Source organism: Kitasatospora sp. NPDC002227 (genome assembly GCF_040296285.1).
Lineage (GTDB): Bacteria > Actinomycetota > Actinomycetes > Streptomycetales > Streptomycetaceae > Kitasatospora.
Genome location: NZ_JBEOWY010000062.1, coordinates 1 through 22,646, shown reverse-complemented (window position 1 = coordinate 22,646; position 22,646 = coordinate 1). Strand labels below are relative to the sequence as shown.

23 protein-coding genes and 1 riboswitch are annotated in these 22,646 nt (G+C 71.6%); of the genes, 11 read left to right on the top strand and 12 right to left on the bottom strand.

Annotated features, from left to right (window positions below; all coding sequences use genetic code 11):
- The first annotated feature begins 57 nt into the window (after window positions 1-57).
- The 5 genes from ABT095_RS34380 to ABT095_RS34360 all read left to right on the top strand — a co-directional run bounded on the left by ABT095_RS34380 (window position 58) and on the right by ABT095_RS34360 (window position 5,352).
- Window positions 58-1,059: a carbohydrate ABC transporter permease gene (locus tag ABT095_RS34380; protein WP_350533501.1), complete on the top strand. Its 1,002-nt coding sequence runs from the start codon at window positions 58-60 to the stop codon at window positions 1,057-1,059.
- Window positions 1,056-1,925: a sugar ABC transporter permease gene (locus ABT095_RS34375; protein WP_350533500.1), complete on the top strand. Its 870-nt coding sequence runs from the start codon at window positions 1,056-1,058 to the stop codon at window positions 1,923-1,925. Before ABT095_RS34380 ends, ABT095_RS34375 begins: the two co-directional genes overlap by 4 nt.
- Before the next feature lie 48 nt (window positions 1,926-1,973).
- The gene (locus ABT095_RS34370; RefSeq protein ID WP_350533517.1) at window positions 1,974-3,680 is read left to right on the top strand and encodes a glycoside hydrolase family 13 protein; all 1,707 of its coding nucleotides are present in this window, start codon (window positions 1,974-1,976) and stop codon (window positions 3,678-3,680) included.
- A 1-nt stretch (window position 3,681) separates the two neighbouring features.
- Window positions 3,682-4,722, top strand: coding sequence for a LacI family DNA-binding transcriptional regulator (locus tag ABT095_RS34365; RefSeq protein WP_104819685.1), 1,041 nt, complete (start codon window positions 3,682-3,684; stop codon window positions 4,720-4,722).
- 102 nt (window positions 4,723-4,824) lie between these two features.
- Window positions 4,825-5,352: a DUF7937 domain-containing protein gene (locus tag ABT095_RS34360; protein ID WP_350533499.1), complete on the top strand. Its 528-nt coding sequence runs from the start codon at window positions 4,825-4,827 to the stop codon at window positions 5,350-5,352.
- On the opposite strand, the gene ABT095_RS34355 is transcribed toward ABT095_RS34360, so the two are convergent.
- The 3 genes from ABT095_RS34355 to ABT095_RS34345 all read right to left on the bottom strand — a co-directional run bounded on the left by ABT095_RS34355 (window position 5,349) and on the right by ABT095_RS34345 (window position 8,299).
- The gene (locus tag ABT095_RS34355; RefSeq protein WP_350533498.1) at window positions 5,349-5,549 is read right to left on the bottom strand and encodes a hypothetical protein; all 201 of its coding nucleotides are present in this window, start codon (window positions 5,547-5,549) and stop codon (window positions 5,349-5,351) included. The two genes, ABT095_RS34360 and ABT095_RS34355, sit on opposite strands and share 4 nt — an antisense overlap.
- A 100-nt stretch (window positions 5,550-5,649) precedes the next feature.
- Window positions 5,650-6,849 carry a transglycosylase family protein gene (locus ABT095_RS34350; RefSeq protein ID WP_350533497.1) on the bottom strand — a complete coding sequence of 400 codons (1,200 nt, stop codon included), beginning with the start codon at window positions 6,847-6,849 and terminating at the stop codon, window positions 5,650-5,652.
- A riboswitch (cyclic di-AMP (ydaO/yuaA leader) is annotated at window positions 6,834-6,995 on the bottom strand. Its footprint overlaps the gene before it by 16 nt.
- Window positions 6,996-7,402: 407 nt before the next feature.
- Window positions 7,403-8,299 carry a sirohydrochlorin chelatase family protein gene (locus ABT095_RS34345; protein WP_350533496.1) on the bottom strand — a complete coding sequence of 299 codons (897 nt, stop codon included), beginning with the start codon at window positions 8,297-8,299 and terminating at the stop codon, window positions 7,403-7,405.
- Between the two features lie 431 nt (window positions 8,300-8,730).
- Between ABT095_RS34345 and ABT095_RS34340 the strand changes: the two genes are divergently transcribed.
- The gene (locus ABT095_RS34340; RefSeq protein ID WP_350533495.1) at window positions 8,731-8,967 is read left to right on the top strand and encodes a DUF397 domain-containing protein; all 237 of its coding nucleotides are present in this window, start codon (window positions 8,731-8,733) and stop codon (window positions 8,965-8,967) included.
- 176 nt (window positions 8,968-9,143) lie between these two features.
- On the opposite strand, the gene ABT095_RS34335 is transcribed toward ABT095_RS34340, so the two are convergent.
- Complete coding sequence (locus ABT095_RS34335; protein WP_350533494.1) at window positions 9,144-9,731, bottom strand: ATP-binding protein; 588 nt, start codon at window positions 9,729-9,731, stop codon at window positions 9,144-9,146.
- 420 nt (window positions 9,732-10,151) lie between these two features.
- On the opposite strand from ABT095_RS34335, the gene ABT095_RS34330 reads away from it, so the two are divergent.
- Window positions 10,152-11,027, top strand: a complete 876-nt coding sequence (locus ABT095_RS34330) for a Sco1979 family transcriptional regulator (RefSeq protein WP_350533493.1) — start codon at window positions 10,152-10,154, stop codon at window positions 11,025-11,027.
- On the opposite strand, the gene ABT095_RS34325 is transcribed toward ABT095_RS34330, so the two are convergent.
- Window positions 11,024-11,656 carry a TetR/AcrR family transcriptional regulator gene (locus ABT095_RS34325; protein WP_350533492.1) on the bottom strand — a complete coding sequence of 211 codons (633 nt, stop codon included), beginning with the start codon at window positions 11,654-11,656 and terminating at the stop codon, window positions 11,024-11,026. The genes ABT095_RS34330 and ABT095_RS34325 overlap by 4 nt on opposite strands.
- A gap of 189 nt (window positions 11,657-11,845) precedes the next feature.
- Window positions 11,846-13,432: an MFS transporter gene (locus tag ABT095_RS34320; protein WP_350533491.1), complete on the bottom strand. Its 1,587-nt coding sequence runs from the start codon at window positions 13,430-13,432 to the stop codon at window positions 11,846-11,848.
- 88 nt (window positions 13,433-13,520) lie between these two features.
- Between ABT095_RS34320 and ABT095_RS34315 the strand changes: the two genes are divergently transcribed.
- A complete protein-coding gene (locus tag ABT095_RS34315; RefSeq protein ID WP_350533490.1) occupies window positions 13,521-13,937 on the top strand; it encodes a MarR family winged helix-turn-helix transcriptional regulator in 417 nt (138 codons plus the stop codon).
- An 86-nt stretch (window positions 13,938-14,023) separates the two neighbouring features.
- Here the strand turns inward: ABT095_RS34315 and ABT095_RS34310 are convergent, their stop codons facing one another.
- The 6 genes from ABT095_RS34310 to ABT095_RS34285 form a co-directional block, all read right to left on the bottom strand.
- Window positions 14,024-15,016 (bottom strand): M56 family metallopeptidase, encoded by a 993-nt coding sequence (locus tag ABT095_RS34310; RefSeq protein ID WP_350533489.1) that lies wholly within the window; start codon window positions 15,014-15,016, stop codon window positions 14,024-14,026.
- Between the two features lie 128 nt (window positions 15,017-15,144).
- A complete protein-coding gene (locus ABT095_RS34305) occupies window positions 15,145-15,492 on the bottom strand; it encodes a hypothetical protein (RefSeq protein ID WP_502885121.1) in 348 nt (115 codons plus the stop codon).
- 36 nt (window positions 15,493-15,528) lie between these two features.
- Window positions 15,529-16,089 carry a DUF5134 domain-containing protein gene (locus ABT095_RS34300; protein WP_350533487.1) on the bottom strand — a complete coding sequence of 187 codons (561 nt, stop codon included), beginning with the start codon at window positions 16,087-16,089 and terminating at the stop codon, window positions 15,529-15,531.
- A 135-nt stretch (window positions 16,090-16,224) separates the two neighbouring features.
- Complete coding sequence (locus ABT095_RS34295) at window positions 16,225-16,983, bottom strand: amino acid ABC transporter ATP-binding protein (RefSeq protein ID WP_350533486.1); 759 nt, start codon at window positions 16,981-16,983, stop codon at window positions 16,225-16,227.
- Window positions 16,980-17,870 (bottom strand): amino acid ABC transporter permease, encoded by an 891-nt coding sequence (locus ABT095_RS34290; RefSeq protein WP_350533485.1) that lies wholly within the window; start codon window positions 17,868-17,870, stop codon window positions 16,980-16,982. Before ABT095_RS34290 ends, ABT095_RS34295 begins: the two co-directional genes overlap by 4 nt.
- The gene (locus ABT095_RS34285) at window positions 17,867-18,742 is read right to left on the bottom strand and encodes an ABC transporter substrate-binding protein (RefSeq protein ID WP_350533484.1); all 876 of its coding nucleotides are present in this window, start codon (window positions 18,740-18,742) and stop codon (window positions 17,867-17,869) included. Before ABT095_RS34285 ends, ABT095_RS34290 begins: the two co-directional genes overlap by 4 nt.
- Before the next feature lie 338 nt (window positions 18,743-19,080).
- On the opposite strand from ABT095_RS34285, the gene ABT095_RS34280 reads away from it, so the two are divergent.
- From ABT095_RS34280 to ABT095_RS34270, 3 genes are read left to right on the top strand one after another with little or no spacing between them, the layout of a single operon-like run.
- A complete protein-coding gene (locus ABT095_RS34280) occupies window positions 19,081-20,490 on the top strand; it encodes a DUF6421 family protein (protein WP_350533483.1) in 1,410 nt (469 codons plus the stop codon).
- Window positions 20,487-21,233, top strand: a complete 747-nt coding sequence (locus ABT095_RS34275) for an SDR family NAD(P)-dependent oxidoreductase (protein WP_350533482.1) — start codon at window positions 20,487-20,489, stop codon at window positions 21,231-21,233. The genes ABT095_RS34280 and ABT095_RS34275 overlap by 4 nt, the downstream gene beginning before the upstream one ends.
- On the top strand, window positions 21,230-22,309 hold the full coding sequence (locus ABT095_RS34270; RefSeq protein ID WP_350533481.1) for a threonine aldolase family protein: 1,080 nt from the start codon (window positions 21,230-21,232) through the stop codon (window positions 22,307-22,309). Before ABT095_RS34275 ends, ABT095_RS34270 begins: the two co-directional genes overlap by 4 nt.
- Window positions 22,310-22,646 lie beyond the last annotated feature (337 nt).

Sequence of the window (22,646 nt, the reverse complement as noted above, 5' to 3'; positions counted from 1 at the left end):
CGCCGGGCGGCTCGTGGCCGTACCACCCCGCAGCCGTGACGAATGAGGTGTCAACAGATGGCAGTCGCCGTGCAGGGCGCTCCCAAGGAGCGCAGCCGTGAGCGGGAGGAACGCCCTGGCCTCGTCCAGCGGCTGAAGCTCTCGTACAGCAAGTACTGGTACGCGTACGCGATGATCGCGCCGGTCGTGATCGTGCTCGGCGTGCTGGTCGGCTACCCGCTGGTCAACGGCGTCTACCTGACCCTCACCGACGCCAACAGCCTCAACTCGGCGCGGCAGATCGGCCACAAGCACATCCCGGCGAGCTACAAGTTCATCGGCCTGCACAACTACGCCGACGTGCTGTGGGGCCCCGGCAGCTACGACCGGTTCTGGTCGCACTTCGTCTGGACGATCGTGTGGACGGTTCTCTGCGTCACCGTCACCTTCGCGCTCGGCCTGGGCCTGGCCCTGCTGATGAACCAGAAGCTGCGCGGCCGCGGCCTCTACCGGATGCTGCTGATCCTGCCCTGGGCCGTGCCCACCTTCGTCACCGTCTTCTCCTGGCGGCTGATGCTGGCCGACGGCGGCGCCGTCAACGCGGTGCTCGGCTCGCTCGGGCTGCCCGAACCCTCCTGGCTGGCCGACCCGCTGGCCCAGAAGGCCGCCGCGATCGCCGTCAACACCTGGGTCGGGGTGCCGTTCATGATGGTCTCGCTGCTCGGTGGCCTGCAGGCCATCCCCGGTGAGCTGTACGAGGCCGCGGAGATGGACGGCGCCTCGCCCTGGCAGCGGTTCGTCAACGTGACGATGCCGGGCCTGCGCAACGTCTCCAGCACCGTGCTGCTGCTCGGCGTGATCTGGACCTTCAACCAGTTCATCGTGCTGTTCGTGCTGTTCGGCACCAATGCGCCGGACACCCAGATCCTGGTCACCTGGGCCTACTACCTGGGCTTCGGCCAGCAGCCCCGCGACTACGCCCAGTCGGCCACCTACGGCGTGCTGCTGCTCTCCATCCTGATCGTCTTCACCACCTTCTACCGCCGCTGGCTGGCCCGCAACGAGGAGGCCTCCCGATGACTTCCCCCCGCCCGCAGGGCCGCCGCATGCGCCGTCGGGGCGAGACCTCCCCGCTGGCCGCCGCACTCTCGCACGGTGTGCTGATCGTCGCCAGCCTGGTCGCGCTGCTGCCGGTGGCGTACATCGCGTACATCTCGCTCGGCCCGGACAAGATGGACTACCTCCACCCCGGGGCGATCCTGGACAAGGCCACCTTCGCGAACTACAGCAAGGTGCTGTTCCACACCGAGTTCTTCACGTGGTTCGCCAACTCGGCGATCGTGGCAGCCGGTACCACCGTCTTCTGCGTGCTGGTCTCGGCCACCACCGGGTACGCGGTCTCCCGGATGCGCTTCGCGGGGCACAAGCAGATCATGTGGACGCTGCTGGTGACCCAGATGTTCCCGATCGCAGTGCTGATCGTGCCGCTGTACACGATCCTGTCCGACCTCAAGCTGCTCGACGGCTACCTCGGGCTGATCCTGGTCTACGCGGGCACCATCGTGCCGTACTGCGCCTGGCTGTTGAAGGGCTACTTCGACACCATCCCGGTGGAGATCGACGAGGCCGGCCGGGTCGACGGGCTCAGCCCGTTCGGCACCTTCTGGCGCCTCATCCTCCCGCTGGCCCGGCCGGGGCTGGCCGTGGCCGCCTTCTACGCCTTCCTGACGGCCTGGGGCGAGCTCGCCTACGCCTCGACCTTCATGCTCAGCTCCGGCAAGTACACGCTCGCCGTCGGCCTGCAGACCTTCGTCAGCCAGTACGAGAGCCAGTGGAACCTGATGGCCGCCACCTCCGTGCTGATCGCGCTGCCCGCCGCGGGCTTCTTCTACCTGGTGCAGCGTCACCTGGTCTCCGGCCTGACCGCCGGCGCCGCGAAGTCCTGACACTGCGCCTCATTTCGACGTCCCCGCTCTATCTCCCAAGGGATGACCATGACCCAGAACCTGGCCGCCACCTCCCGGCCCGACGCCGCGCCGACCGCCCAGGACGGCGCCGCGTCCAGAGACTGGTGGCGCAACGCGGTCATCTACCAGGTGTACCCGCGCAGTTTCGCCGACTCCAACGGCGACGGGATGGGTGACCTGCCGGGCGTCCGCAGCCGCCTGCCGTACCTGCGCGACCTCGGCGTGGACGCCGTCTGGCTCTCCCCCTTCTACGCCTCCCCGCAGGCGGACGCCGGGTACGACGTGGCGGACTACCGCGCGGTGGACCCGATGTTCGGCACCCTGCTGGACGCGGACGGGCTGATCCGCGACGCGCACGAGCTGGGCATGCGGATCATCGTCGACCTGGTGCCCAACCACTCCTCGGACCAGCACGAGTGGTTCCAGCGCGCGCTGCGCGAGGGCCCCGGCTCGGCGCTGCGCGAGCGCTACCACTTCCGTGCCGGCCAGGGCGCGAACGGCGAACTGCCGCCCAACGACTGGGAGTCCATCTTCGGCGGCCCGGCCTGGACCCGCTCGCAGAACCCCGACGGCACCCCGGGCGAGTGGTACCTGCACCTGTTCGCCCCCGAGCAGCCGGACTTCAACTGGGACAGCCCGGCCGTCGCCGACGAGTTCCGCTCGATCCTGCGGTTCTGGCTGGACATGGGCGTGGACGGCTTCCGGATCGACGTCGCGCACGGCATGGTCAAGGCCCCCGGCCTGCCGGACATCGGTGGCTCCGAGCAGCTCAAGCTGCTCGGCAACGACGTGATGCCCTTCTTCGACCAGGACGGCGTGCACGAGATCTACCGCAGCTGGCGGATGATCCTGGACGAGTACCCGGGCGAGCGGATCGGCGTCGCCGAGGCGTGGACGCCGACCGTGCAGCGCACGGCCAACTACGTGCGCCCCGACGAGCTGCACCAGGCCTTCAACTTCCAGTACCTGGGCACCCACTGGGAGGCGGCGGCGCTGCGCGAGGTCATCGACCTCTCGCTCGACTCGATGCGCCCGGTCGACGCGCCCACCACCTGGGTGCTCTCCAACCACGACGTCACCCGGCACGCCACCCGCTTCGCCAACCCGCCCGGCGGCACCCAGATCCGCACGGCGGGTGACCGCGAGCTGGGCCTGCGCCGGGCCAGGGCCGCCTCGCTGCTGATGCTGGCGCTGCCCGGCTCCGCCTACCTCTACCAGGGCGAGGAGCTCGGCCTGCCGGACGTCACCGACCTGCCCGACGAGGTCCGCCAGGACCCGTCCTTCTTCCGCGCCAGCGGACAGGACGGCTTCCGCGACGGCTGCCGGGTGCCGCTCCCGTGGTCCGGCACCGAGGCCCCGTACGGCTTCGGCCCGGTGGCCGGCGGTCCGTCCTGGCTGCCGCAGCCGGCCGAGTGGGCTTCTTTGAGCGTCGAGAGCCAGACCGGCGACCCGACCTCCACCCTGGAGCTCTACCGCAGCGCGCTGGCCGTGCGCCGGGAGCACCCCGCGCTCGGCGGCGGCACCGAGGTGACCTGGCTGGACGCCCCCGAGGGCGTGCTCGCCTTCCGCCGCGACAGCGCCGAGGGCTCCTTCGTCTGCTACGCCAACACCACCGCCGAGCCGGTCCGGGTGGCCGCTCCCGGCCAGCTGCTGCTGGCCTCCGGGGACGAGCCGGTGGTGGACGGCGGCGAGATCGTTCTGGCATCGGACAGCACCAGCTGGTGGGCGGTCTGACATGGGTGCAATAGGCTCTGGGATCGTGACTACGGCGCGACTCTCGGACATCGCGGCGCAGGCGGGGGTCAGCGAAGCCACCGTCAGCCGCGTCCTCAACGGCAAGGCAGGCGTCTCCGCCACCACACGGCAGTCCGTGCTGGCGGCGCTCGACGTGCTCGGTTACGAGCGCCCGACCCGGCTGCGGCAGCGCAGCGCCGGGCTGATCGGCCTGATCACCCCGGAGCTGAGCAACCCCATCTTCCCCGCCCTGGCCCAGGTCATCGAGCAGGGGCTGAGCCGCCACGGCTACACGCCCGTGCTCTGCACCCAGACCCCGGGCGGCTCCACCGAGGACGAACTGGTGGAGATGCTGGTCGACCGGGGCGTGGCGGGCATCGTCTTCGTCTCCGGTCTGCACGCGGACACCACCGCCGACCACGACCGGTACGCCAAGCTGACCGGCCGTCAGGTGCCGTTCGTGCTGATCAACGGCTACAGCGAGAAGATCTCGGCGCCGTTCATCTCCCCGGACGACCGCTCGGCGATGTGGATGGCCGTGCAGCACCTGCACGAGCTCGGCCACGAGCAGATCGGACTGGCCGTCGGCCAGCGCCGGTACGTGCCGGTGCTGCGCAAGATCGAGGGCTTCACGGCCGCCCTGCGGGAGGTGCTGCACAAGACGCCCGAGGAGGCGGAGGCGCTGGTGCACCACACCCTGTTCAGCGTCGAGGGCGGCCACGCGGCCGCCGGGGCGCTGCTCGACAAGGGCTGCACCGCGATCGTCTGCGGCTCGGACCTGATGGCGCTCGGCGCGATCCGGGCCGTGCGCCAGCGAGGGCTCTCGGTGCCGCAGGACGTCTCGGTGGTCGGCTTCGACGACTCGCCGTTGATAGCGTTCACCGAGCCGCCGCTGACCACCATCCGCCAGCCGGTCGAGGCGATGGCCACGGCTGCGGTGGACGCCCTCCTGGAGGAGGTCGGCGGCAACCCCGGGCAGCGGGCGGAGTTCATGTTCCAGCCCGAGCTGGTGATGCGCGGCTCGACGGGGGCCGCGAAGTAGTCCGTTCCGACGCGGGGCGTCGTGCGGGGGAGTGTCCCCCGGACGGCGCCCCGTTCGGCGTGTCCGGGCTCCCCGGCTCCCGTGCGGGGTGACGATCGGATCATGGAGCCGAGCGGTACGGACGAAGTGGGCGCCCCGAAGGCCGCGGAGCCGGCGGCGCACCGGGACTGGCGCAAGCGGCTGCTGCTCGGCGGCGGGCTGCTGGTGGTCGTGGTGGCCGCGTACTTCGTCCTGGCCGCCACCATCCCGCGCTGGTGGTCCCAGCGGATCGGCGACGCCGTGGACGGGCGGCTCAGCACCGGCCTGGTGCTCGGCCTGTGCCTGGGCGTCAGCTGCACCCTGCTGCCGCTGATGGCCGCCTGGGTCGGCCTCTACCGCCGACGCTCCTGGAAGGTCACGCTGGCCTGGCTGGCGCTGGCCGTGCTGCTCGCCCTGCCGAACCTGTGGACGCTCGGCGTGGTGGTCGGCCGCGGCAGCGGCGCGCACGCGGGCCAGCGGGTGATGGACGTCAACGCGCCCTGGTTCCGCGGCGCGACCCTGGCGGGCGTGATCGTCGCGGTGGTGGCCTTCGCGGGCTTCCTGGTCTTCACGCGCCGCCGGAACGACCGCCCTCGCAAGGACGCGGGTTAGCCCTCCGCGGCGATCTGGTCGTGCTCGGCGGGCTGCCGGGTCTGCTGGGCCTCGCCGGTGCGGGCCTCGGTGCGGCGGCCGCGGGCCAGGAAGTCGCGGATCAGCAGTTCGACGGCGTCCTGCGGGCTGCGGGTGCCCGAGAGCATCATGACCTCGATCGCGAGGTCGGCGTCGAGCGAGACGGTCACCTTGGCCATGGTCATCCCCCTGTGTCGGTGGGATCAGCATGCCCAGGTACCCGGGGACGCCGCAAGGGCCCACCCCCGGCGGGTGGGCCCTTGCGGGTCAGGCGGTGTTTCAGATGCGACCGGCGAAGTCCGGCGCCCAGTTGGCGACGGTCTCGGTCTTCACGCCGGCCCGCGGGTTGGCGGCCTCGACGTACTTGCCGTCACCGACGTACAGGGCGACGTGGTAGACGCCCGAGTTGCTGCCGTTGTTCGACCAGAAGAGCAGGTCGCCCGGCTGCAGGTTGTCCAGCGAGACGCGGTGGGTGGCGTCGGCCTGGTCGGCCGCGACGCGCGGCAGGGAGATGCCGGCCTGGCGGAACGCGGCCTGGGTCAGACCCGAGCAGTCCCAGCCACCGTCGCTGGTGCCGCCGTAGACGTACGCCTGGCCCAGCTTGGACTCGGCGAAGGCGATCGCGGCGGCCATGCTGCCGGTCGCGGCCGGGGCCTGCGCCTCGGCGGCCTTGGCCGGGGCGCCGGAGCGCTTGGCCGAGGTGGTGCGGGTGGTGGCCTTCGGCGCGGCCTGCTGCTGCGGGGCGGCCTGGGCCGGGGCCTGCTGCGGGGTGGCGACGGCGGTGCCCAGGCTCAGGTGCTGGCCGGGGTAGATCATGTCCGGGCCCTCGGTGAGGACGGACTTGTTCAGGTCGTACAGCTTCTCCCAGCCGCCCTGGACGTTGTTCTTCTGGGCGATGGTGGAGAGCCAGTCGCCCTCGGCCACGGTGTACGTACCGGTGCCGGCGGCCGGGGCGGCAGCCTGCTGGCCCCAGTTGTGCTCGCCGCGGTGGCCCCACTTGGAGCCGGAGTCGGCGGTCGGCGCGGCGGCGTCGGAGGACTCGGACTTGGCCGGGGCGCTCGACTTGGCGGAGGTGTCGACCTGCGGGGCGGCGCCGCCGCGGGTCAGGCCGCCCTGGATGGAGCAGACCGGCCAGGCGCCGGGGCCCTGGTCGGCGAGCACCTTCTCGGCGACGGAGATCTGCTGGTCCTTGGTGGCCTGGTTGGCCTGCGCGGCGTAGTCGTGACCGCCGTACGCGGCCCAGGTGCTCGAGGTGAACTGCAGGCCGCCGTAGAAGCCGTTGCCCGTGTTGATGCTCCAGTCGCCGCTGCTCTCGCACTGGGCGACCTTGTCCCAGGTGGAGACGGAGGCGGCCGAGGCGGCACCGGCGGTCAGGCAGGGGATGGTCAGACCGAGGCCGACGACACCGGTGGCGGCGATCAGACGGCGGGCACGCTTGGTCGCGTTGATGGGCAGCATGAAGATGCGTTCCTCTCCCACGCCTGCGAGGTGAGCTGTCGGATTCGGGCTGGAGTTGCCCGGCCGTGCTGAGCACGGCTTCACCCCAAGCCCGGCCGCGGTCCGCTGGACCGCCTCCGGGCGACTTACCTGGTTCCCCCGCCCCTGCCGTGGTGCGTTTCTGCGCTGCCAGCTCGCCCGGCGGCAGGACTCGGCGTCCCGGATGAGCTGGGTCCGTGTGACCACGAACGGGAGGACATTAGGCAGACTTAAGTTGAATCTGCAAACACTGTGACCGCCATCACAGATCATCTTCAAACCATTTACCGGCGCCGGAATCCGGCCAATTCCACGGCGATGGCTCGCATACCGTCAAACCCTGTGCCGCACGGCGGAACTGGCGGTGGCTCAGAATTGTGGACTGACGGCGATTCCGCCGCGGGCGGCAGGTGACACAGTTCGGTCAAGCTGCGGTAAAGCCTGGCCGCCAGGGTCGAAGGTCCTGCCGGGCCGGGGGCCAAGGCCCGCGCCGGGGGCATGACGAACGGCCCGCCGACACGGGGTGTCGACGGGCCGTACGGAGGCGCGGGGAGGGCTACTCGGCGGGCTGGGCCACCGGGCCGGCCACGGGCTCCGGCTGAGGGGCCTCGGCCGGCTCGGCGGGGGCCGGGAGGGCGGCGAGGTAGGTGGAGGCGATCAGCTGGCCGACGGCCTGGTAGGTGCCGATCGGGGCGGCGCTGGGGCAGCCCGTCTCCTCCGCGGCGGTGGCCAGCAGCTCCGGGTCGGCCTCGGGGCCGATCACCAGCGGGGCCAGCGCCGGGCGCTGCGAACCGGTCTGCTGCAGGTGGGCGACGGCGGCCGCCACCGAACCCGGCACGTCCAGCGCCGCGGCCACCACCGGCACCGCGAGGCGCGCGGCCAGCAGCACGCCGGTGATCCCGGCGGCGGCAGCCGCCTCCTCGCCGCCGACCGTGGTCAGCACCACGCCGTCGGCGGCGGTGGTGATGGCGAAGAGCCGGGCCCGGTCGGCCCGGGCCAGCCCGGCCTCGGAGAGGCGGACGTGCACGGCCTCGGCCAGCAGCGGGTGCGGGCCGAGCACGTCGGTGACGACGGCACCGTGCTCGGCGGCGAGCCCGCGCAGCTCGGCCAGGTAGTCGTGCGGGCCCGCCAGCAGCGGGACCAGCACCGGGGCGGGCAGGCCCGCCTCGGCGGCCCGGGCCAGCAGCTCGGCGACGGTGGGGGCGTCCTCGCCCTCGGGGCTCGCCAGGTACCCGGCGGCGGCCTCGATGCCCGGCTGCTCGCCGCGCACGACGGAGAGCAGCTCGTCGACGACGGGGCGGGCCTCGGGCCCGGCCGTGGCGGGGACGGCCAGCACCAGGGCCGGGGCTCCGGTCGGGATCTCGGGACGCTCGGGGCGGCGGTGGCGCCCCCGCGCGCGGGAGCCTGGCGTGCGGACGGGCAGTGGCGCGCCCGGGATGGCTGCGGTGCTCATGGCGGAGATCGTAGGACATTACGCCGACATGTACGCAGGCGGCTCCCGTCCACGCCCCGGGCATCGACGGTCAATCAGGACATGAGCGGACATAACAGGTGATCAACTGGCCCGTTGCCCGAATCCGGGCAAGCGTAAGCCCGTATTCCGCGTGATGCTGGTCACATGGACCGGCCAAGGTGACGGACCGTGAGTCGATCAAGCGGGTCGAAGATCAACGCGGTGGCGCCCTCCCGGTACGGGGCGTCATCGAACCAGTCGTCATTCGCCCGAATATGTCCTCTTACGGGGCGTCAACTGTGCTTGTCGGAGCGGAAGAAGAGGCCAGTGACAGTGGCTTATGCACGCGCAATTGCCCGTGCTGATGCACGTGCATTCGGGCTATCATCACGTCAAGTGAGGCGAAAGCCAGGCAGCTCGGGAGAATGACGATGCAGAACACGTACAACGGCATGGCTGCTGCGGACCTGGAGGGCGTGGTCTGGCAGAAGAGCCGCCACAGCAACTCCCAGGGAAACTGCGTGGAGTTCGCCGCCCTGCCGGGCGGTGACGTCGCGATGCGCAACTCGCGCTTCCCCGAGGGGCCCGCGCTCATCTACACCCGGGCCGAGATCCAGGCGCTGCTGCTGGGTGCCAAGGACGGCGAGTTCGACCACCTGGCGCTCTGACCGCCGCTGCCGTACCGCGAGGCCGTCGTGGGTCATGGGACCTGCGGCGGCCTTTCCGTGTCCGGGGGCGGTCCGAACGGGCAGCGGGGCCCGGGCCGTCCGGGCAAAGCGAAGGGGGCGCGGTGCCCCGTTGCTGGAACGGGACACCGCGCCCCCTGACGGCGGAGCGCCGGCGCTCAGGCGGAGCGGCGGTGGCGGCCTGACGGACTGCCGGACCGAAGTGGCGTCACCGGGGCGTCCTCGGCCTCGAAGACGGCCCAGACGACCTTGCCCGCGCCGGCCAGCGGATGCCAGCCCCAGGAGCGGCTGAAGGAGTCGACCAGGTGCAGGCCCCGGCCTGACTCGGCCACGAAGTCGGCCTCCCGGGCGACCGGCCCGGTGCTGCTCGGGTCGCTCACCGCACAGACCACCTGCGGTGCGCGGTGCACCAGGCTGATGCGGATCGGCAGGCCCGAGGTGCCCGCACCCATGGCGGCCATCGGCCCGGGCAGCGGCCCCGAACCGGCCGGGCGCGGCCCGGGCTGGACGGGGATGTGGGCGGACTCGGCCGCCGGACAGCTGCCCTGAGTGCCCAGGGCGTGCCGCAGCGCGTTGGTCACCAACTCCGAGGCGACCAGCGCGACATCGTCGAAGAGATCGCCGAGGCCCCAGTCCTGCAGGGTCGTCCTGGTGAACTCGCGCGCGGTTCTTACGGCTTCCAGGCGAGGGGCGAGAGTGCAGGTGACCACGTGGGGGTCGGCCACGACAGCCGTACCTGTGCTCATGAAGAGCTCCTCCCATAAGGGGGCCGACACGGCTGGACCCGCCGGGGTCATGCCGGTCACCTCCGACTCGCTCGGTCGCGCCGTCACCTCCTCGACACACCCGCGCGTGCACACGTGAGCCCAGCCGTGCGGGGGCGCGGCCGGGTGCGGTGTGCTCAATCGCGCGTAGGGGTCGACGCGGTGCCTGCGGGGTTGCCAGGGATGTGCAGGTGCACGTGCACCATGGTCCTCTGCGCCCACTGCAGATGCAAGAGATGATTCACGTGCAGTCGTACAAATGGCATATGCAAGCGCCGGATGCACGTGCATCATGGGGGATCTCATGCAGAACTGGTAGATCGTTGCCTCAGTACCGGCACCGAGAGCGCTCAACTGATGGCAGACTGTGCGCTGTTTGTCCAAGGCGGAGGTTTCGACGGCATGACCACAGTTCAGCCCGGTGGTGGCTCAATGGTGCGCCGCATCCTCCTCGGCTCCCAGCTCCGGCGCCTGCGGGAGGGCCGCAGCATCACGCGCGAGGACGCGGGGTACGCGATCCGCGCCTCCGAGTCCAAGATCAGCCGGATGGAACTCGGCCGCGTCTCCTTCAAGGAGCGCGACGTCGCCGACCTGCTCAGCCTCTACGGCGTGGACGACAGCGGCGAGCGGGAGGCCATGCTCGGCCTGGTCCGCGAAGCCAACAAGTCCGGCTGGTGGCACAGCTTCAACGATGTGCTGCCCGGCTGGTTCCAGACCTACGTGGGCCTCGAGGAGGCCGCGGCGATGATCCGCACCTACGAGGTGCAGTTCATCCCCGGGCTGCTGCAGACCGAGGACTACGCGCGGGCCATCTTCTCCCAGACCCGGCCGGTGATCTCCGAGGACGAGCTGGAGCGCCGGCTCGGCCTGCGGATGCGCCGTCAGAAGCTGCTGGCCGCGGGGGACAGCCCGATGCTCTGGGCCGTGATCGACGAGGCCGCGCTGCGCCGCCCGGTCGGCGGGCCCAAGGTGATGCGTGCTCAGGTCCAGTACCTGATCGACATGGCCGAGCAGTCGAACGTGGTGATCCAGGTGATGCCGTTCCGCTTCGGCATGCACGCGGGCGAGAGCGGGGCCTTCTCGATCCTGCGCTTCCCCGAGCAGGACCTCGCCGACGTGGTCTACCTCGAGCAGCTGACCAGCGCCCTCTACCTGGACAAGCGCGACGACGTCGACGCCTACGTCCAGGTGATGGAGCGGCTCTGCGTGGACAGTCTGACGCCGGACCAGACCACCGAACTGCTGGCCGCGATCCTCGCCGAGAGCGACGACCGCTAGGCACCACTGCCCGACCGCTGGGGTCTGCCGGGCTTCCCGGGGCCCGGGCGGCGGTCCGGGCGGTCGCCCGGGGGAGTGCCCAGCTCCCAGTCCAGCCCGTAGCGGGCGAAGAGATCGGCCCGGATCGGGGCCAGCGGGAGAGCGGCTCCGGGGAGCAGCACGCCGATGCACCCGCCCATCAGCGCGCTGCGCAGCACGGCGTGCTCGGCGACCGGATCGCCGGCGCCCCAGCCCTCCAGCAGACCCTGCAGGATCGCGCCGAGCCGGCGCTGCTCCGGGTCCTGCACGAAGGCGCCGCCGTCCGGGTCGAGGATCAGGGCGAGGTGGGAGCGCATCACCCGGGGGTGGGTGAGGGCGAGGGTGAGCACCGTGTCGATGCCGAGGGCCAGCCGTGCCTCGGGGGTGGCGTCGGCCGCGAGCCCGTCCAGCGCGGTGGCGAGCGCCTGGTGCATCAGCCGGTGGGTGGCCGACTGCATGAGGAGCCGTTTGCCGTCGAAGTAGTAGCTCACCAGGCCGCGGGCGAGGCCCGCGCGCTCGGCGATGTCACCCAGTGTGGTCCTGGCGTATCCGTACTGGTCGACCAGCTCGACGGTGGCTTGGAGGATGCGGTCCTGGGACCGCTGGCGCATTTCCTCGTTGACCGAATCCCCGCGGGGTGCCATCGTGTCTGCTCCGTACGTTCGTTGGCTCCCGGCCAATATACTGCCGGGGCCAGGACGGTTGCGGCCCGCAGTGGCCCGTCGTCCTGCCCGTACGGAGAGCCGACTCCACCAACACGGGGGTTTGGTGGAGTCGGCTCGCCTTCAGTTTCGAGTGCCTCAGCCGCGGGAGCTTCCGGCCCGAGCGGGCTGCGCGGCCTGCGCGGGCTTTACGGGCTGCGCGGACGGCGCCGAGGGGTAGGTGTAGTCCGGCACCGGGGACTCCGCCCGCTCCGCCCGGCGGCGACGGCTGTCCACCACGGCGCCGGCCACGCCGACCAGCAGGCCGAGCAGTGCGACGCCGACGACCAGGAGCAGGGCCGGGCGGTAGCCGGCCAGCTGCTCGTGCGGGCTCTGCCCGCCGTGGCTGCCGGCCGTGATGACGGCGGTGACCACGGCGAGCACCAGCGCTGTGCCGACCTGGATCGCGGTGTTGACCAGGCCGGAGGCCAGCCCCTGCTCCTCGTCGGCCACGCCGTTGGTGGCCTCGATGTTGATCGAGGGGAAGGCCAGCGAGAAGCCCACCCCGATGAACAGCATGCTCGGCAGCACCAGGCCGAGGAAGGTGCTGTGCTCGTCGAGCCGCAGGAAGAGGCCGAAGCCGATCAGCAGGGCGAGCACGCCGACCGGCAGCAGGCGGGCGGTGCCGAAGCGGTCCACCACGGCGCCCATCTTGGTGGCGGAGAGCGCGATGAGCGCCCCGGCCGGGAGGAAGCCGAAGGCCATGTCCAGAGCGGACCACCCGAGCAGCCGCTGCAGGTAGAGCGTGGCGATGAACTGGAAGCCCGCGTAGGAGCCGACCAGGGCGAGGGCCGCGAGGTTGGCCCGGGTGACGCCGCCGTTGCGGAAGATGCCGAGCCGGACCAGCGGAGCGGCGCTGCGCGACTCGATCCGCAGGAAGGCGGCGGCGAGCAGGGCGACCACCAGCAGCGACCCCAGGGTGCGCAGGCTGGCCCACCCGGCGGACTGCGCCTCGGTGACGGTGAAGACCAGCAGCAGGAGGGCGGCGGTGCCGGTGACCGCCCCGGCTATGTCGTACCCGCCGGTGACGCGCTGGGTGGCGGTGGTGGGGCGGGGGAGCAGCCGGACGGCGGCGACCAGGGCGAGGAGCGCGATCGGCACGGGCATCAGGAACGTCCACCGCCAGCCGACGGCGGTGAGCAGGCCGCTGAGCACCAGGCCGAGGGAGAAGCCGCTGGCGCCGCAGGTGGTGTAGATGCTCAGGGCGCGGTTGCGGGCGGGGCCCTGAGCGAAGGTCGTGGTGATGATGGACAGGCCCGCCGGGGCGGTGAAGGCGGCGGCCACGCCCTTGAGGAAGCGGGCGGCGATCAGCAGGCCGCCGTCGTCGACCACGCCGCCGAGCAGGGAGGCGGCGGCGAAGACGCCGAGGGCGACCAGGAAGACCCGGCGGCGGCCCAGCAGGTCGGCCGCCCGGCCGCCGAGCAGCAGCAGGCCGCCGTACCCGAGCACGTAACCGCTGACCACCCACTGCAGGGCGTTGGTGGAGAGCCCGAGGTCGCTCCCGATCGAGGGCAGGGCTACGCCGACCATCGAGACGTCGAGCGCGTCGAGGAACAGGGCGGCGCAGAGGACGACGAGGGTGCCCCAGAGCCGTGGGCTCCAGCGCTCCTCGCGGGGTGAGTGGTCGTCAGGTGTCTGGTCGGGCAGGGGCCTTGCGGGCTGGGCGGTCTGGCTCGCTGTGGTCATGGCCCAGAGACTTCCATGCATGTGCATGGGATGCAAGTGCATTTATTGCGCACTCATTAAATGCGTGGGCATCTGCTAGCCTGAAGGGGTGGCGTACCCAGACTTCATCGCTCCCGACTCGCCCGAGCCGACCCTCGTCGCCGAGTGGCGCGACCTGCTCGCGCGCCATGCGGCGACGGCCTGCGCGCTCGACCGCGAGCTCGGTGAGCAGCACGACCTCGGCATGAGCGAGTTCGAGGTGCTGGAGCGGCTGGCCGAGGGCCATGTCGCGGGTGAGGGGCAGCGGCTCCAGGAGCTGGCGCCGACGGTGCACCTCAGCCAGAGCGCGCTCTCCCGCCTGATCGGCAGGCTGGAGAAGGCCGGGCTGGTCGAGCGGTCGATGTGCGCCGACGACCGCCGGGGCATCTACGTCGCGCTCACCGAGGCCGGCTGCCGCCGGTACCAGGAGGCCAAGCCGCTCCACCGCGAGGTCCTCGCCCGGATGCTCGCCACCCCGGCGAAGTAGGCGAAGTAACGGCCGGGCGGGCTCAGCGGTCGGCGCCGCCCGATTCGCCCGAGGCAGGGCTTCTCCGCCGCGCGTGCGGGGGCAGGTCAGCCGAGGCGGAGCAGGGCCGTCAGACCGGGCGCCGCAGCGAGCAGGACGGCGGCGGCCGGAGCCGCCAGGGCGGCGAGGGTCAGGCGTAGGCGGTGGTCCACCGGCAGGCGGGGCTCGCCCGCGAGCAGTCGGTCGACCCGGCGCGGGGCCTGGGCGGTCAGCTGCGGGGCCCGGGCGGAGGCGAGCGGGGACTGGCAGGGGCCGAAGACGCCGCGGCCGGAGTTGAGCTCGACCAGCGCCAGGGCCGTGGTCAGCCGGCCGTGCCGCCGGGCCGCCCGGTCGTCCGCCGCCAGCTCGATCAGCTCGCCCACCTGGTCCCGGAACGCGCTGAACATCGCCACCCCCGGGAAGCCGCTGGCCAGCGCCTGGGAGCACTGCGCCAGCCAGTGGTGCCGGGCCCGGACGTGCCCGCGCTCGTGGCTGAGCACCGCCGCCAGCTCACGGTCGGTCAGCTGGCGCAGCGCCTGGGTGGTCACCACCAGCCTGGCATCCGGCCCGGGCAGCGACCAGGCCTCGGGGCGCACGCTCTCCAGGACCACCAGCCGCTCACGCGTGGCGCGCCGACGCCGACGGGCCGTCAGCTGCGGCGGGATCTCGGGCGCCCGGTGGTCGAGCTGCTCCTGCCGGTGGCCGCGCAGGGCCCGCGCCGAGCGGATCTCACGGGTGAGGGAGAAGGCCGTCCACAGGCCCCCGAACGCCAGGGCCGCCGCCGCGAGCCGCCCCCAGCCCTCGCCGCCGGCCAGCCCGTACGCGGCCTCGACCCCGTGCGGGGCGCCCTGGAAGACCAGCTCGCGCAGCTCCGGCAGGGCCGCCGCCCCCGCGAGCACCAGCCCCAGCGCGCAGCAGAGCAGCACCGCGGCCACCAGGCACTGCCACACGAGCAGAGCCAGCACGGGCTCCCGCTCGGCCCAGCGGGCCCGGGCCAGCCGGCCCGGTGCGACGGTGGACAGCACGATCCCCAGCAGCAGCAGGCTCAGCAGGGCTGTCATCGCAGGTGCTTCTTCCCGAAAGGCACGGGCGCGCGGCGGTGCGCACGCCCCAACCTACGCCCGCCGCCCCGCCGTTGGAAGCGCTGCCCCGCCAGGTGACCAACGCCACGCGGCGGCCTCGGGCGGGCTCACGGGCAGAGCAGCTGCCGGGCGGTCGCGACGGTCACCTCGACGGTCTCGTCCCAGGTGCAGACCTCCAGCCAGGACAGGTAGCCGCCGCGGGCGAAGACCAGCACCTCACCGGCGTGCACCCCCTCGGCAGTGACGAAGTCGGCCTCCGCCACGATGCCGGTGCCGGGCTCGACCTGTGCGGGTTCGACCAGCGTGGTGTCCAGCTCGAAGGAGGGGCTGTCGCACCCGCACCCGCAGACGCTCGTCACCCGCAGGTGCGGGACGTGCGTGCGCAGCACGGCGTGCACCGGGTCGTCCGGACGCAGCAGGGTGTCGAGCAGTCGCAGGGTGTCCTCGGACGGCATGGTGCTCACCTGCTCCACGCTACTTCGCCGCGCCCCTCACATCGCCAGCAGCATCGCGAACATCCCGATGCCCATCGCCAGGCGGCAGGCCCGGGCGAGGGGGACGGCGGCCGGGCCGGCGGCGAGGGCGACGGTGACCGGGCCGGCGGGGGTGAGCAGGCGGGTGGCGGCCCAGAGGGCGTAGACGCCGAAGTAGAGGAGGAGCGAGCCGGTGAGGAGGGGGAGGCCGGGGGCGGTGTGGTGGTGGGCGGTGCCTGGGGGCATGGCCAGGGCCATGTACGTCATGGCGAGGGCGCCGATCGCGTGGTGCAGCCGGTGGGCACGGGCGGCCGGGGCGCCGGGAGCGGCGGTGGCGAGCAGCAGGGCGAGGCCGAGCAGCCCGTACGGCCAGCCCCAGGCGGTGCCGGGGAAGAGCGCCATCGCGGCCATGCCGAGCCCCATCACGGCCTCGGCAGCGTCGGCCTCCCGGCCCCGCCACCACCCGGTGGCGGCCGGGCCGCAGGCGGTGGCCGCGGGGCGCAGCCTGGTCAGGCAGTAGAGCCCGGAGGCGGCGGTGAGGGCTGCCAGCAGCCAGGTGACGACGGCTGGTCCGTGCATGGGGGCCCCTCTCGGCCGTGGACGCGGTTCGTATGTCCACGGTTGCCGATCAGGGCCCGGCGCAGCAGGGCGTGAACGGGGGCGTACGGAGGTGACGGTGCCTCAATCCGTCGCCGGCGCCCCTGCCGTGCCCTCTCAGGCTCCCGGGCTGAGCCGCCCGGTCGCCACGATCCGGCTGAGGAACTGCCTGGTCCGCTCGTGCCGCGGGGCGCCGAACAGCTGGGCGGGCGGCCCCTGTTCGAGCACCACACCGGCGTCGAGGAAGCAGACCTGGTCGGCCACCTCGCGGGCGAAACCCATCTCGTGGGTGGAGAGCACCATCGTCATGCCCTGCTCCTTGAGGTCCCGGACCACGGCCAGCACCTCGCCCACGAGCTCAGGGTCGAGCGCGGCGGTGATCTCGTCCAGGAGCAGCAGCCGCGGCGAGGTGGCCAGCGCCCGGACGATCGCCACCCGCTGCTGCTGGCCGCCGGAGAGCCGGTCCGGGTACTCCCGGGCCTTGGCCGCCAGCCCCAGCCGCTCGAGCAGCTCGAGCGCCCTGGCCTCCGCCTCGGCCCGCCCCAGGCCGTGCACCCGGCGCGGCGCCAGCGTGATGTTGTCGAGCACGCTCAGGTGCGGGAAGAGGTTGTACGCCTGGAAGACCACGCCGATCTTCCGGCGCGCCGCGTCCTGGTCGGCCCGGGGGTCGGTGATCTCGGCGCCGTCGAGGTAGATCGCCCCGTCGTCCACCTCCTCCAGGAGGTTGGCGCAGCGCAGCAGGGTCGACTTGCCCGAGCCCGAGGCACCGATCAGCACCGTCACCGAGTGCGCGGGCACCTCGAGGCTGACGTCCCGCAGCACCAGCTGGCCGCCGAAGCTCTTGCGGACGGACTCCAGCCGCAGCACGTTCGTCATACCGCTCCTCCCTGCTGCTGACGGCGGGCCATCCGGGCGGCCAGCCAGTCGGTGAGACGGGTCAGCGGCAGGGTCAGCAGGATGAAGACCAGCCCGGCGACCAGGTACGGCGTGTAGTTGAAGGACTGAGAGGTGACGATCTTCGCCGCGTACACCGCGTCGATCACCCCGCCGATCGAGACCAGGCCGGTGTCCTTCTGCAGCGAGACGAACATGTTCAGCAGCGGCGGCACCACCCGCCGCACCGCCTGCGGCAGCACGACGTACCGCATCGCCTGGGCGTTGGTCAGCCCCAGCGAGCGGGCCGCCGCGCGCTGGCTCGGGTGCACCGACTGGATGCCCGCGCGGAACACCTCGGCCGTGTAGGCCGAGTAGTTGAGCACCAGTCCGATCCCGCCGAGCACCATCGGGTCGGTGGTCACCCCGGCCAGCCGCAGGGCCGGCACGCCGGTGATCATGATGAGCAGCAGGATCACCAGCGGCAGGCCGAGGAAGAAGTCCACGTAGGCCGTGGCGAGCAGCCGCACCGGCAGGAAGACCGGTCCGCGCATGGTGCGGGCGAGCGCCAGCAGCAGGCCGCCGGCCAGCATCAGCACCCCGCAGACCGCCATCAGCTCCAGGTTGACCCGCAGCCCCTTGAGGATCTCCGGCAGCGCCTGGGAGGCGTAGTGCCAGCTGAAGAAGGTCTCCCGGGTGCGCTCCCAGCCGGGGGCGCTCACCACCACCAGGTAGAGGAGCACCGCCGTCACCGTCGTGCTCACGGTCGCTATCAGCGCCGAGCGGCGCGCCCGGCCGCGCCGGTACGCCTCCCGGGCCAGCCGCCGCTCCGAGGGGCGGTACTCCTCGGCCGGCCGGGTGTCGGTCACGCTCACGTCGTCAGAGGTCACTGCATCACCGGTGCCGAGACGGCGTCGGCGAGCCACTGCTGCTCCAGCTTGGCCAGCGTGCCGTCCGCCCGCAGCGAGTCCACCGCCCGGGAGACGCAGGCGGTCAGCGCGCTGCCCTTGTCCAGCACCAGGCCGAACTGCTCGCCGCCCGCGCCGGTGCTCGCGAACTGACCGACCACGGTGGCGTCGGTGATCTCGGCACCGGTGATGTAGAAGGCCGTCGGCAGGTCGACCACCAGCGCATCCACCTGGCCGTTCTTCAGCGCGGCCTTCGCCAGGTCGTTGTCGTCGAAGACGGCCGGCTGGGCGGTGGGCTTGATCTGCCCGGTGATGGTGGTGAGGCTGGTCGAGCCGACCTGCGCACCGAGCTTGACGCCCTTGAGGTCCGCCAGGCTCTTCGCGCCGGCCGCCTTGGAGCTCTTCAGCGCGATGACCGCCTGGCGCACGTCGTAGTAGCCGGAGGAGAAGTCGACCGTCTTCCTGCGCTCGTCGCTGACCGAGACCTGGTTGATGTCGAAGTCGAAGTCCTTCGCCCCCGGCGCGAACGCCTTGTTGAAGGGGCTCACCGTCCAGCTGACCTTGTCCTTGGCGTAGCCCAGCCGGTCCGCGACCGCGTAGGCCACCGCCGACTCGAAGCCCTTGCCGCTCTCCGGCTTGTCGTCCGAGAACCACGGCGCGTACGCGGGCTTGTCGGTACCGACGGTCAGGGTGCCGCTCTTCTTCGTGGCCAGCGCGCCCTTCACACAGCCGCTGCCCGACGCGGCCGGGGCGGCGGACTTCGCCTCGTCCTGCGGGGCACAGGCGGCGAGAGCGGTCAGCGTGAGCAACGCGGCGAACGGCGCGAGGCGACGGACGGCGGGGGCGGACGTCATGGCAGGGCTCCAAGGACGAGGAAGCGCGGACTGCCGGGAAGAGTGCCCGGCACACGCGGTGGGGACACCGGTACTCCCGGTGGCGGCGTTGCGGGGCTCGGGGCATGGTCGGCGTACGGACGGGCGCTCCTGCGGCACTCGGCCGCGGTGATCACCGCCGGAAGCATGGCGGGAGGTTCGCACTCCATCGAGGGATCTGTCCAGGTCATCCATGACGGAGTCCATATGCCGGACACCTTGACTTCGGACCGTTCTGTGATCCAACCCCCCTTGAACAGGAGAACCTCTCGAACTTATGGTGTCTCTGTCGAAATAACTCCTGTCTAAGTGGGTCTCCGATGCAGAATCTTTCGCCAAGCCTCGCTGTAGCGGCCGACCTTCCCGCTCAGCCCGCCACCGGCCACGCCGCCCACCCCGCCTGGCTGCGCCTCAAGGACGCGGTCGAGGCGCTGCGCCCGTTGCAGTCCAAGGACGGCTCGATCGACCTCGCCGCCGTGCAGCGCCACACCGTCGACCCGCTGGTCGAGACGGTCATCGGCGCGATCGAGGAGCTCGCCCCGCTCTTCCCGCACGACGCCGAGTACCACACCGCCCTCGTCGCCGACCTGCGCAAATGGGGTGAGACGGGCTACCGCACGCCGGACTTCCTGGACTCGCTGCTGGCCTTCCAGCCCGCCGCCAAGCGCGAGGACGGCCTCCAGCACCTGGTCGTCTTCCCGATGTACACCCAGAACGGGAACCCGAACCACAACCTCGAGGCCGTGCTGCTGAACGTGGTCTGGCCCGAGTGGCTCTCCGAGCTGGAGCGGACGCGTTTCGACAACCCGATGTTCCTTGCGATCACCTTCACCGACTTCACCGCCGGGTACGACACCAACTCGGCCGTGCTCTTCCCGGAAACGGTCTCGGTCAGCAAGGCCCCCGACCGCTTCACCTGGGGCGGCATCTTCTGCGACCGCGAGGCCGCCCGCTTCCGCGCCGTCGCGACCAGCGCGGTCGAGCAGCTCGGCCTGGCGATCCCCGAGGACGCGTCCGGCCTGCTCGCCAACCAGGACCGCGCCCAGCAGACCTTCGCCCTGTGGGACCTGGTGCACGACCGCACCCACAGCCACGGCGACCTGCCGTTCGACCCGTTCATGATCAAGCAGCGCAGCCCGTTCTGGATGTACGGCCTGGAGGAGCTCCGCTGCGACCTGACGACCTTCAAGGAGGCCGTCCAGCTCGAGGCCGAGGGCAACGAGCACGCCCGCGACGTCCAGTACGCGATCCTGTTCGACCGGATGTTCCGCTTCACCGTCTCCGGTGACCGCGTGCGCAACTACGACGGCATGGGCGGCCAGCTGCTCTTCGCGTACCTGCACAAGAACGGCGCGCTGGCCTGGCGCGACAACAAGCTGACCATCGACTGGTCGCGCGTCGCCGAGGTGACCAACGGCCTCTGCCGCGAGATCGAGGACCTCTACCGCGCCGGCATCGACCGCCCCAAGACGGCCCACTGGATCGCCGCCTACGAGCTGGTCTCGCGCTACCTCACCCCGCACCCCGCCTCCACCTGGGCCAAGGGCCCGGAGGCGCTGCCGCTCGACATCGCCGAGGAGAAGGCCCTCAAGAAGGCCCTCTGCGACGCGGTGCTGCCCGACGAGTTCCCGCTCTCCATGTTCTTCGAGGCCCTGAACAAGAAGCTCAGCGGCGTCATCGCCAACACCCGGGGCATCACCGGGACCAACCTCAAGGGAGTCGCCGCATGACCGCCAGCCTCGCAGGCAAGGTCGTCGCCGTGGCCGGGGCCAGTGGCCTCGGCGGCCCGGCCGTCGTCCGCCGACTGGCCGCCGCCGGCGCCACCGTCATCGCCGCCGACATCGACCAGCAGCGCCTGGACGCCGTGGTCGACTCCGTCCGCATCGCCGTGCCGGGCGCCAAGGTCACCAGCCAGGTGATCGACCTGCTCGACCCGCAGGAGGTGCACGACTGGGCCGACCACCTGGAGGCCGAGCACGGGCACGTCGACGGCCTGCTCCACCTGGTGGGCGGCTGGCGCGGCAGCAAGACCTTCTTCGACACCCGGATCGACGACTGGGACTTCCTGCACGAGCGCGTCGTGCGCACCCTGCAGCACACCTCGCTGGCCTTCCAGCCGGCCCTGGTCCGCAGCCCCTTCGGCCGGTACGCCATGGTCTCCGCCGCGGGCGCCCACAAGCCGACCGCCGGTGGCGCCGCCTACGCCGCCGCCAAGGCCGCCACCGAGGCCTGGACCCTGGCGATGGCCGACTCCTTCAAGAAGGAGACCACCGCCGAGAGTGGCGAGCCGACCGCGGCCGCTGCCATCCTGGTGATCAAGGCCCTGGTCAGCCCCGAGATGCGGGCCGAGAAGCCGGACGCGAAGTTCCCCGGCTACACCGACATCGCCGACCTGGCCGACACCCTGGCGGGCCTCTGGGACCGCCCCGCAGCAGAACTGAACGGACAGCACCTGTGGCTGACAGCCCGATGACCACCGATTTCGGCACCACCGACGCCGTACGCCGCCACGACACGGCCGTCCGGGGCTTCGCCAGCGACAACTACGCCGGTATCCACCCCGAGATCCTGGCCGCCCTCGCGGTCGCCAACGGCGGCCACCAGATCGCCTACGGCGAGGACCAGTACACCGAGCACCTGCAGGAGGTCTTCCGCCGCCACTTCGGCGAGAAGGCCGAGGCGTACCCGGTGTTCAACGGCACCGGCGCCAACGTCGTCGCCCTGCAGGCGCTGCTCCCGCGCTGGGGCGCCGTCATCGCGGCCGGCACGGCGCACATCAACGTGGACGAGTGCGGTGCCCCCGAGAAGATCGCGGGCATCAAGCTCCTCACCATCACCACCCCGGACGGCAAGCTCACCCCCGAGCTGATCGACCAGCAGGCCTGGGGCTGGGGTGACGAGCACCGCGCCCAGCCGCTCGCCGTCTCCATCACGCAGAGCACCGAACTCGGCACGGTCTACACCCCCGAAGAGGTCCGCGCGATCTGCGAGCACGCCCACGAGCGCGGCATGCTCGTCCACCTGGACGGCTCCCGCGCCGCCAACGCGGCCGCCTCGCTCGGCGTCCCGCTGCGCGCCTTCACCACGGACGCGGGCGTGGACGTCCTCTCCTACGGCGGCACCAAGAACGGCCTGATGCTCGGCGAGTGCGTGGTCGTGCTCAACCCGGAGCGGGTGCGCAACCTCAAGTACCTGCGCAAGATGTCGATGCAGCTCGCCTCGAAGATGCGCTTCGTCTCCGTGCAGTTCGAGGCCCTGCTGGCCCGCGACCTCTGGCTGCGGAACGCCTCGCACGCCAATGCCATGGCCAAGCGCCTCGAGACGGCCGTGGCCGAGATCGAGGGCGTCAAGCTCGTCCGCCCGGTCCAGTCCAACGCCGTCTTCGCCATCCTCCCGCGCGAGGTCAGCGAGCGACTGCAGAAGCGTTACCGCTTCTACTTCTGGGACGAGCACACCGGCGAGGTCCGCTGGATGACGGCCTTCGACACGACGGAGGCGGACATCGACGCCTTCGCCGCAGCGATCGTCGAGGAGCTCGGCCGCGCCTGAGCCGGTCGGTTTGACGTGGGGTGGCCCGGTGCGTAGTGTTCTCCGGGTTGCCCCACGGCCGGTGGGACTCGCTCCGAAATTCGATTGACTCGAATCGGAGAGCGAGAAAAACGGCCGGAGAACTCTGGTAGAGTTCGGGAGCGCCGAAAGGCGGAAAGCAAGCCAGAAAGAGCCCGGCGGAAATCGCGCGGAAAACATCTGGTAAGCTGGAAATACGAAAGAACGAAGCCCGGAGGGTTGGTCGGAAGGCCGCTCGAAGGAAGCATCCGTTCCTTGAGAACTCAACAGCGTGCCAAAAGTCAACGCCAGATATGTTGACATCCCCGGCCTTGATCCT

Bases quoted from the DNA above. Each gene is read 5' to 3' on its own strand.
- ABT095_RS34275 (WP_350533482.1), top strand. From the start codon at position 20,487: ATGACCGCCAGCCTCGCAGGCAAGGTCGTCGCCGTGGCCGGGGCCAGT.
- ABT095_RS34280 (WP_350533483.1), top strand. From the start codon at position 19,081: ATGCAGAATCTTTCGCCAAGCCTCGCTGTAGCGGCCGACCTTCCCGCT.
- ABT095_RS34340 (WP_350533495.1), top strand. From the start codon at position 8,731: ATGCAGAACACGTACAACGGCATGGCTGCTGCGGACCTGGAGGGCGTG.
- ABT095_RS34335 (WP_350533494.1), bottom strand. From the start codon at position 9,731: ATGAGCACAGGTACGGCTGTCGTGGCCGACCCCCACGTGGTCACCTGC.
- ABT095_RS34365 (WP_104819685.1), top strand. From the start codon at position 3,682: ATGGGTGCAATAGGCTCTGGGATCGTGACTACGGCGCGACTCTCGGAC.
- ABT095_RS34380 (WP_350533501.1), top strand. From the start codon at position 58: ATGGCAGTCGCCGTGCAGGGCGCTCCCAAGGAGCGCAGCCGTGAGCGG.
- ABT095_RS34295 (WP_350533486.1), bottom strand. From the start codon at position 16,983: ATGACGAACGTGCTGCGGCTGGAGTCCGTCCGCAAGAGCTTCGGCGGC.
- ABT095_RS34285 (WP_350533484.1), bottom strand. From the start codon at position 18,742: ATGACGTCCGCCCCCGCCGTCCGTCGCCTCGCGCCGTTCGCCGCGTTG.
- ABT095_RS34375 (WP_350533500.1), top strand. From the start codon at position 1,056: ATGACTTCCCCCCGCCCGCAGGGCCGCCGCATGCGCCGTCGGGGCGAG.
- ABT095_RS34300 (WP_350533487.1), bottom strand. From the start codon at position 16,089: ATGCACGGACCAGCCGTCGTCACCTGGCTGCTGGCAGCCCTCACCGCC.
- ABT095_RS34325 (WP_350533492.1), bottom strand. From the start codon at position 11,656: ATGCGCCAGCGGTCCCAGGACCGCATCCTCCAAGCCACCGTCGAGCTG.
- ABT095_RS34305 (WP_502885121.1), bottom strand. From the start codon at position 15,492: ATGCCGTCCGAGGACACCCTGCGACTGCTCGACACCCTGCTGCGTCCG.
- ABT095_RS34270 (WP_350533481.1), top strand. From the start codon at position 21,230: ATGACCACCGATTTCGGCACCACCGACGCCGTACGCCGCCACGACACG.
- ABT095_RS34345 (WP_350533496.1), bottom strand. From the start codon at position 8,299: ATGAGCACCGCAGCCATCCCGGGCGCGCCACTGCCCGTCCGCACGCCA.
- ABT095_RS34360 (WP_350533499.1), top strand. From the start codon at position 4,825: ATGGAGCCGAGCGGTACGGACGAAGTGGGCGCCCCGAAGGCCGCGGAG.
- ABT095_RS34320 (WP_350533491.1), bottom strand. From the start codon at position 13,432: ATGACCACAGCGAGCCAGACCGCCCAGCCCGCAAGGCCCCTGCCCGAC.
- ABT095_RS34355 (WP_350533498.1), bottom strand. From the start codon at position 5,549: ATGGCCAAGGTGACCGTCTCGCTCGACGCCGACCTCGCGATCGAGGTC.
- ABT095_RS34330 (WP_350533493.1), top strand. From the start codon at position 10,152: ATGACCACAGTTCAGCCCGGTGGTGGCTCAATGGTGCGCCGCATCCTC.
- ABT095_RS34310 (WP_350533489.1), bottom strand. From the start codon at position 15,016: ATGACAGCCCTGCTGAGCCTGCTGCTGCTGGGGATCGTGCTGTCCACC.
- ABT095_RS34370 (WP_350533517.1), top strand. From the start codon at position 1,974: ATGACCCAGAACCTGGCCGCCACCTCCCGGCCCGACGCCGCGCCGACC.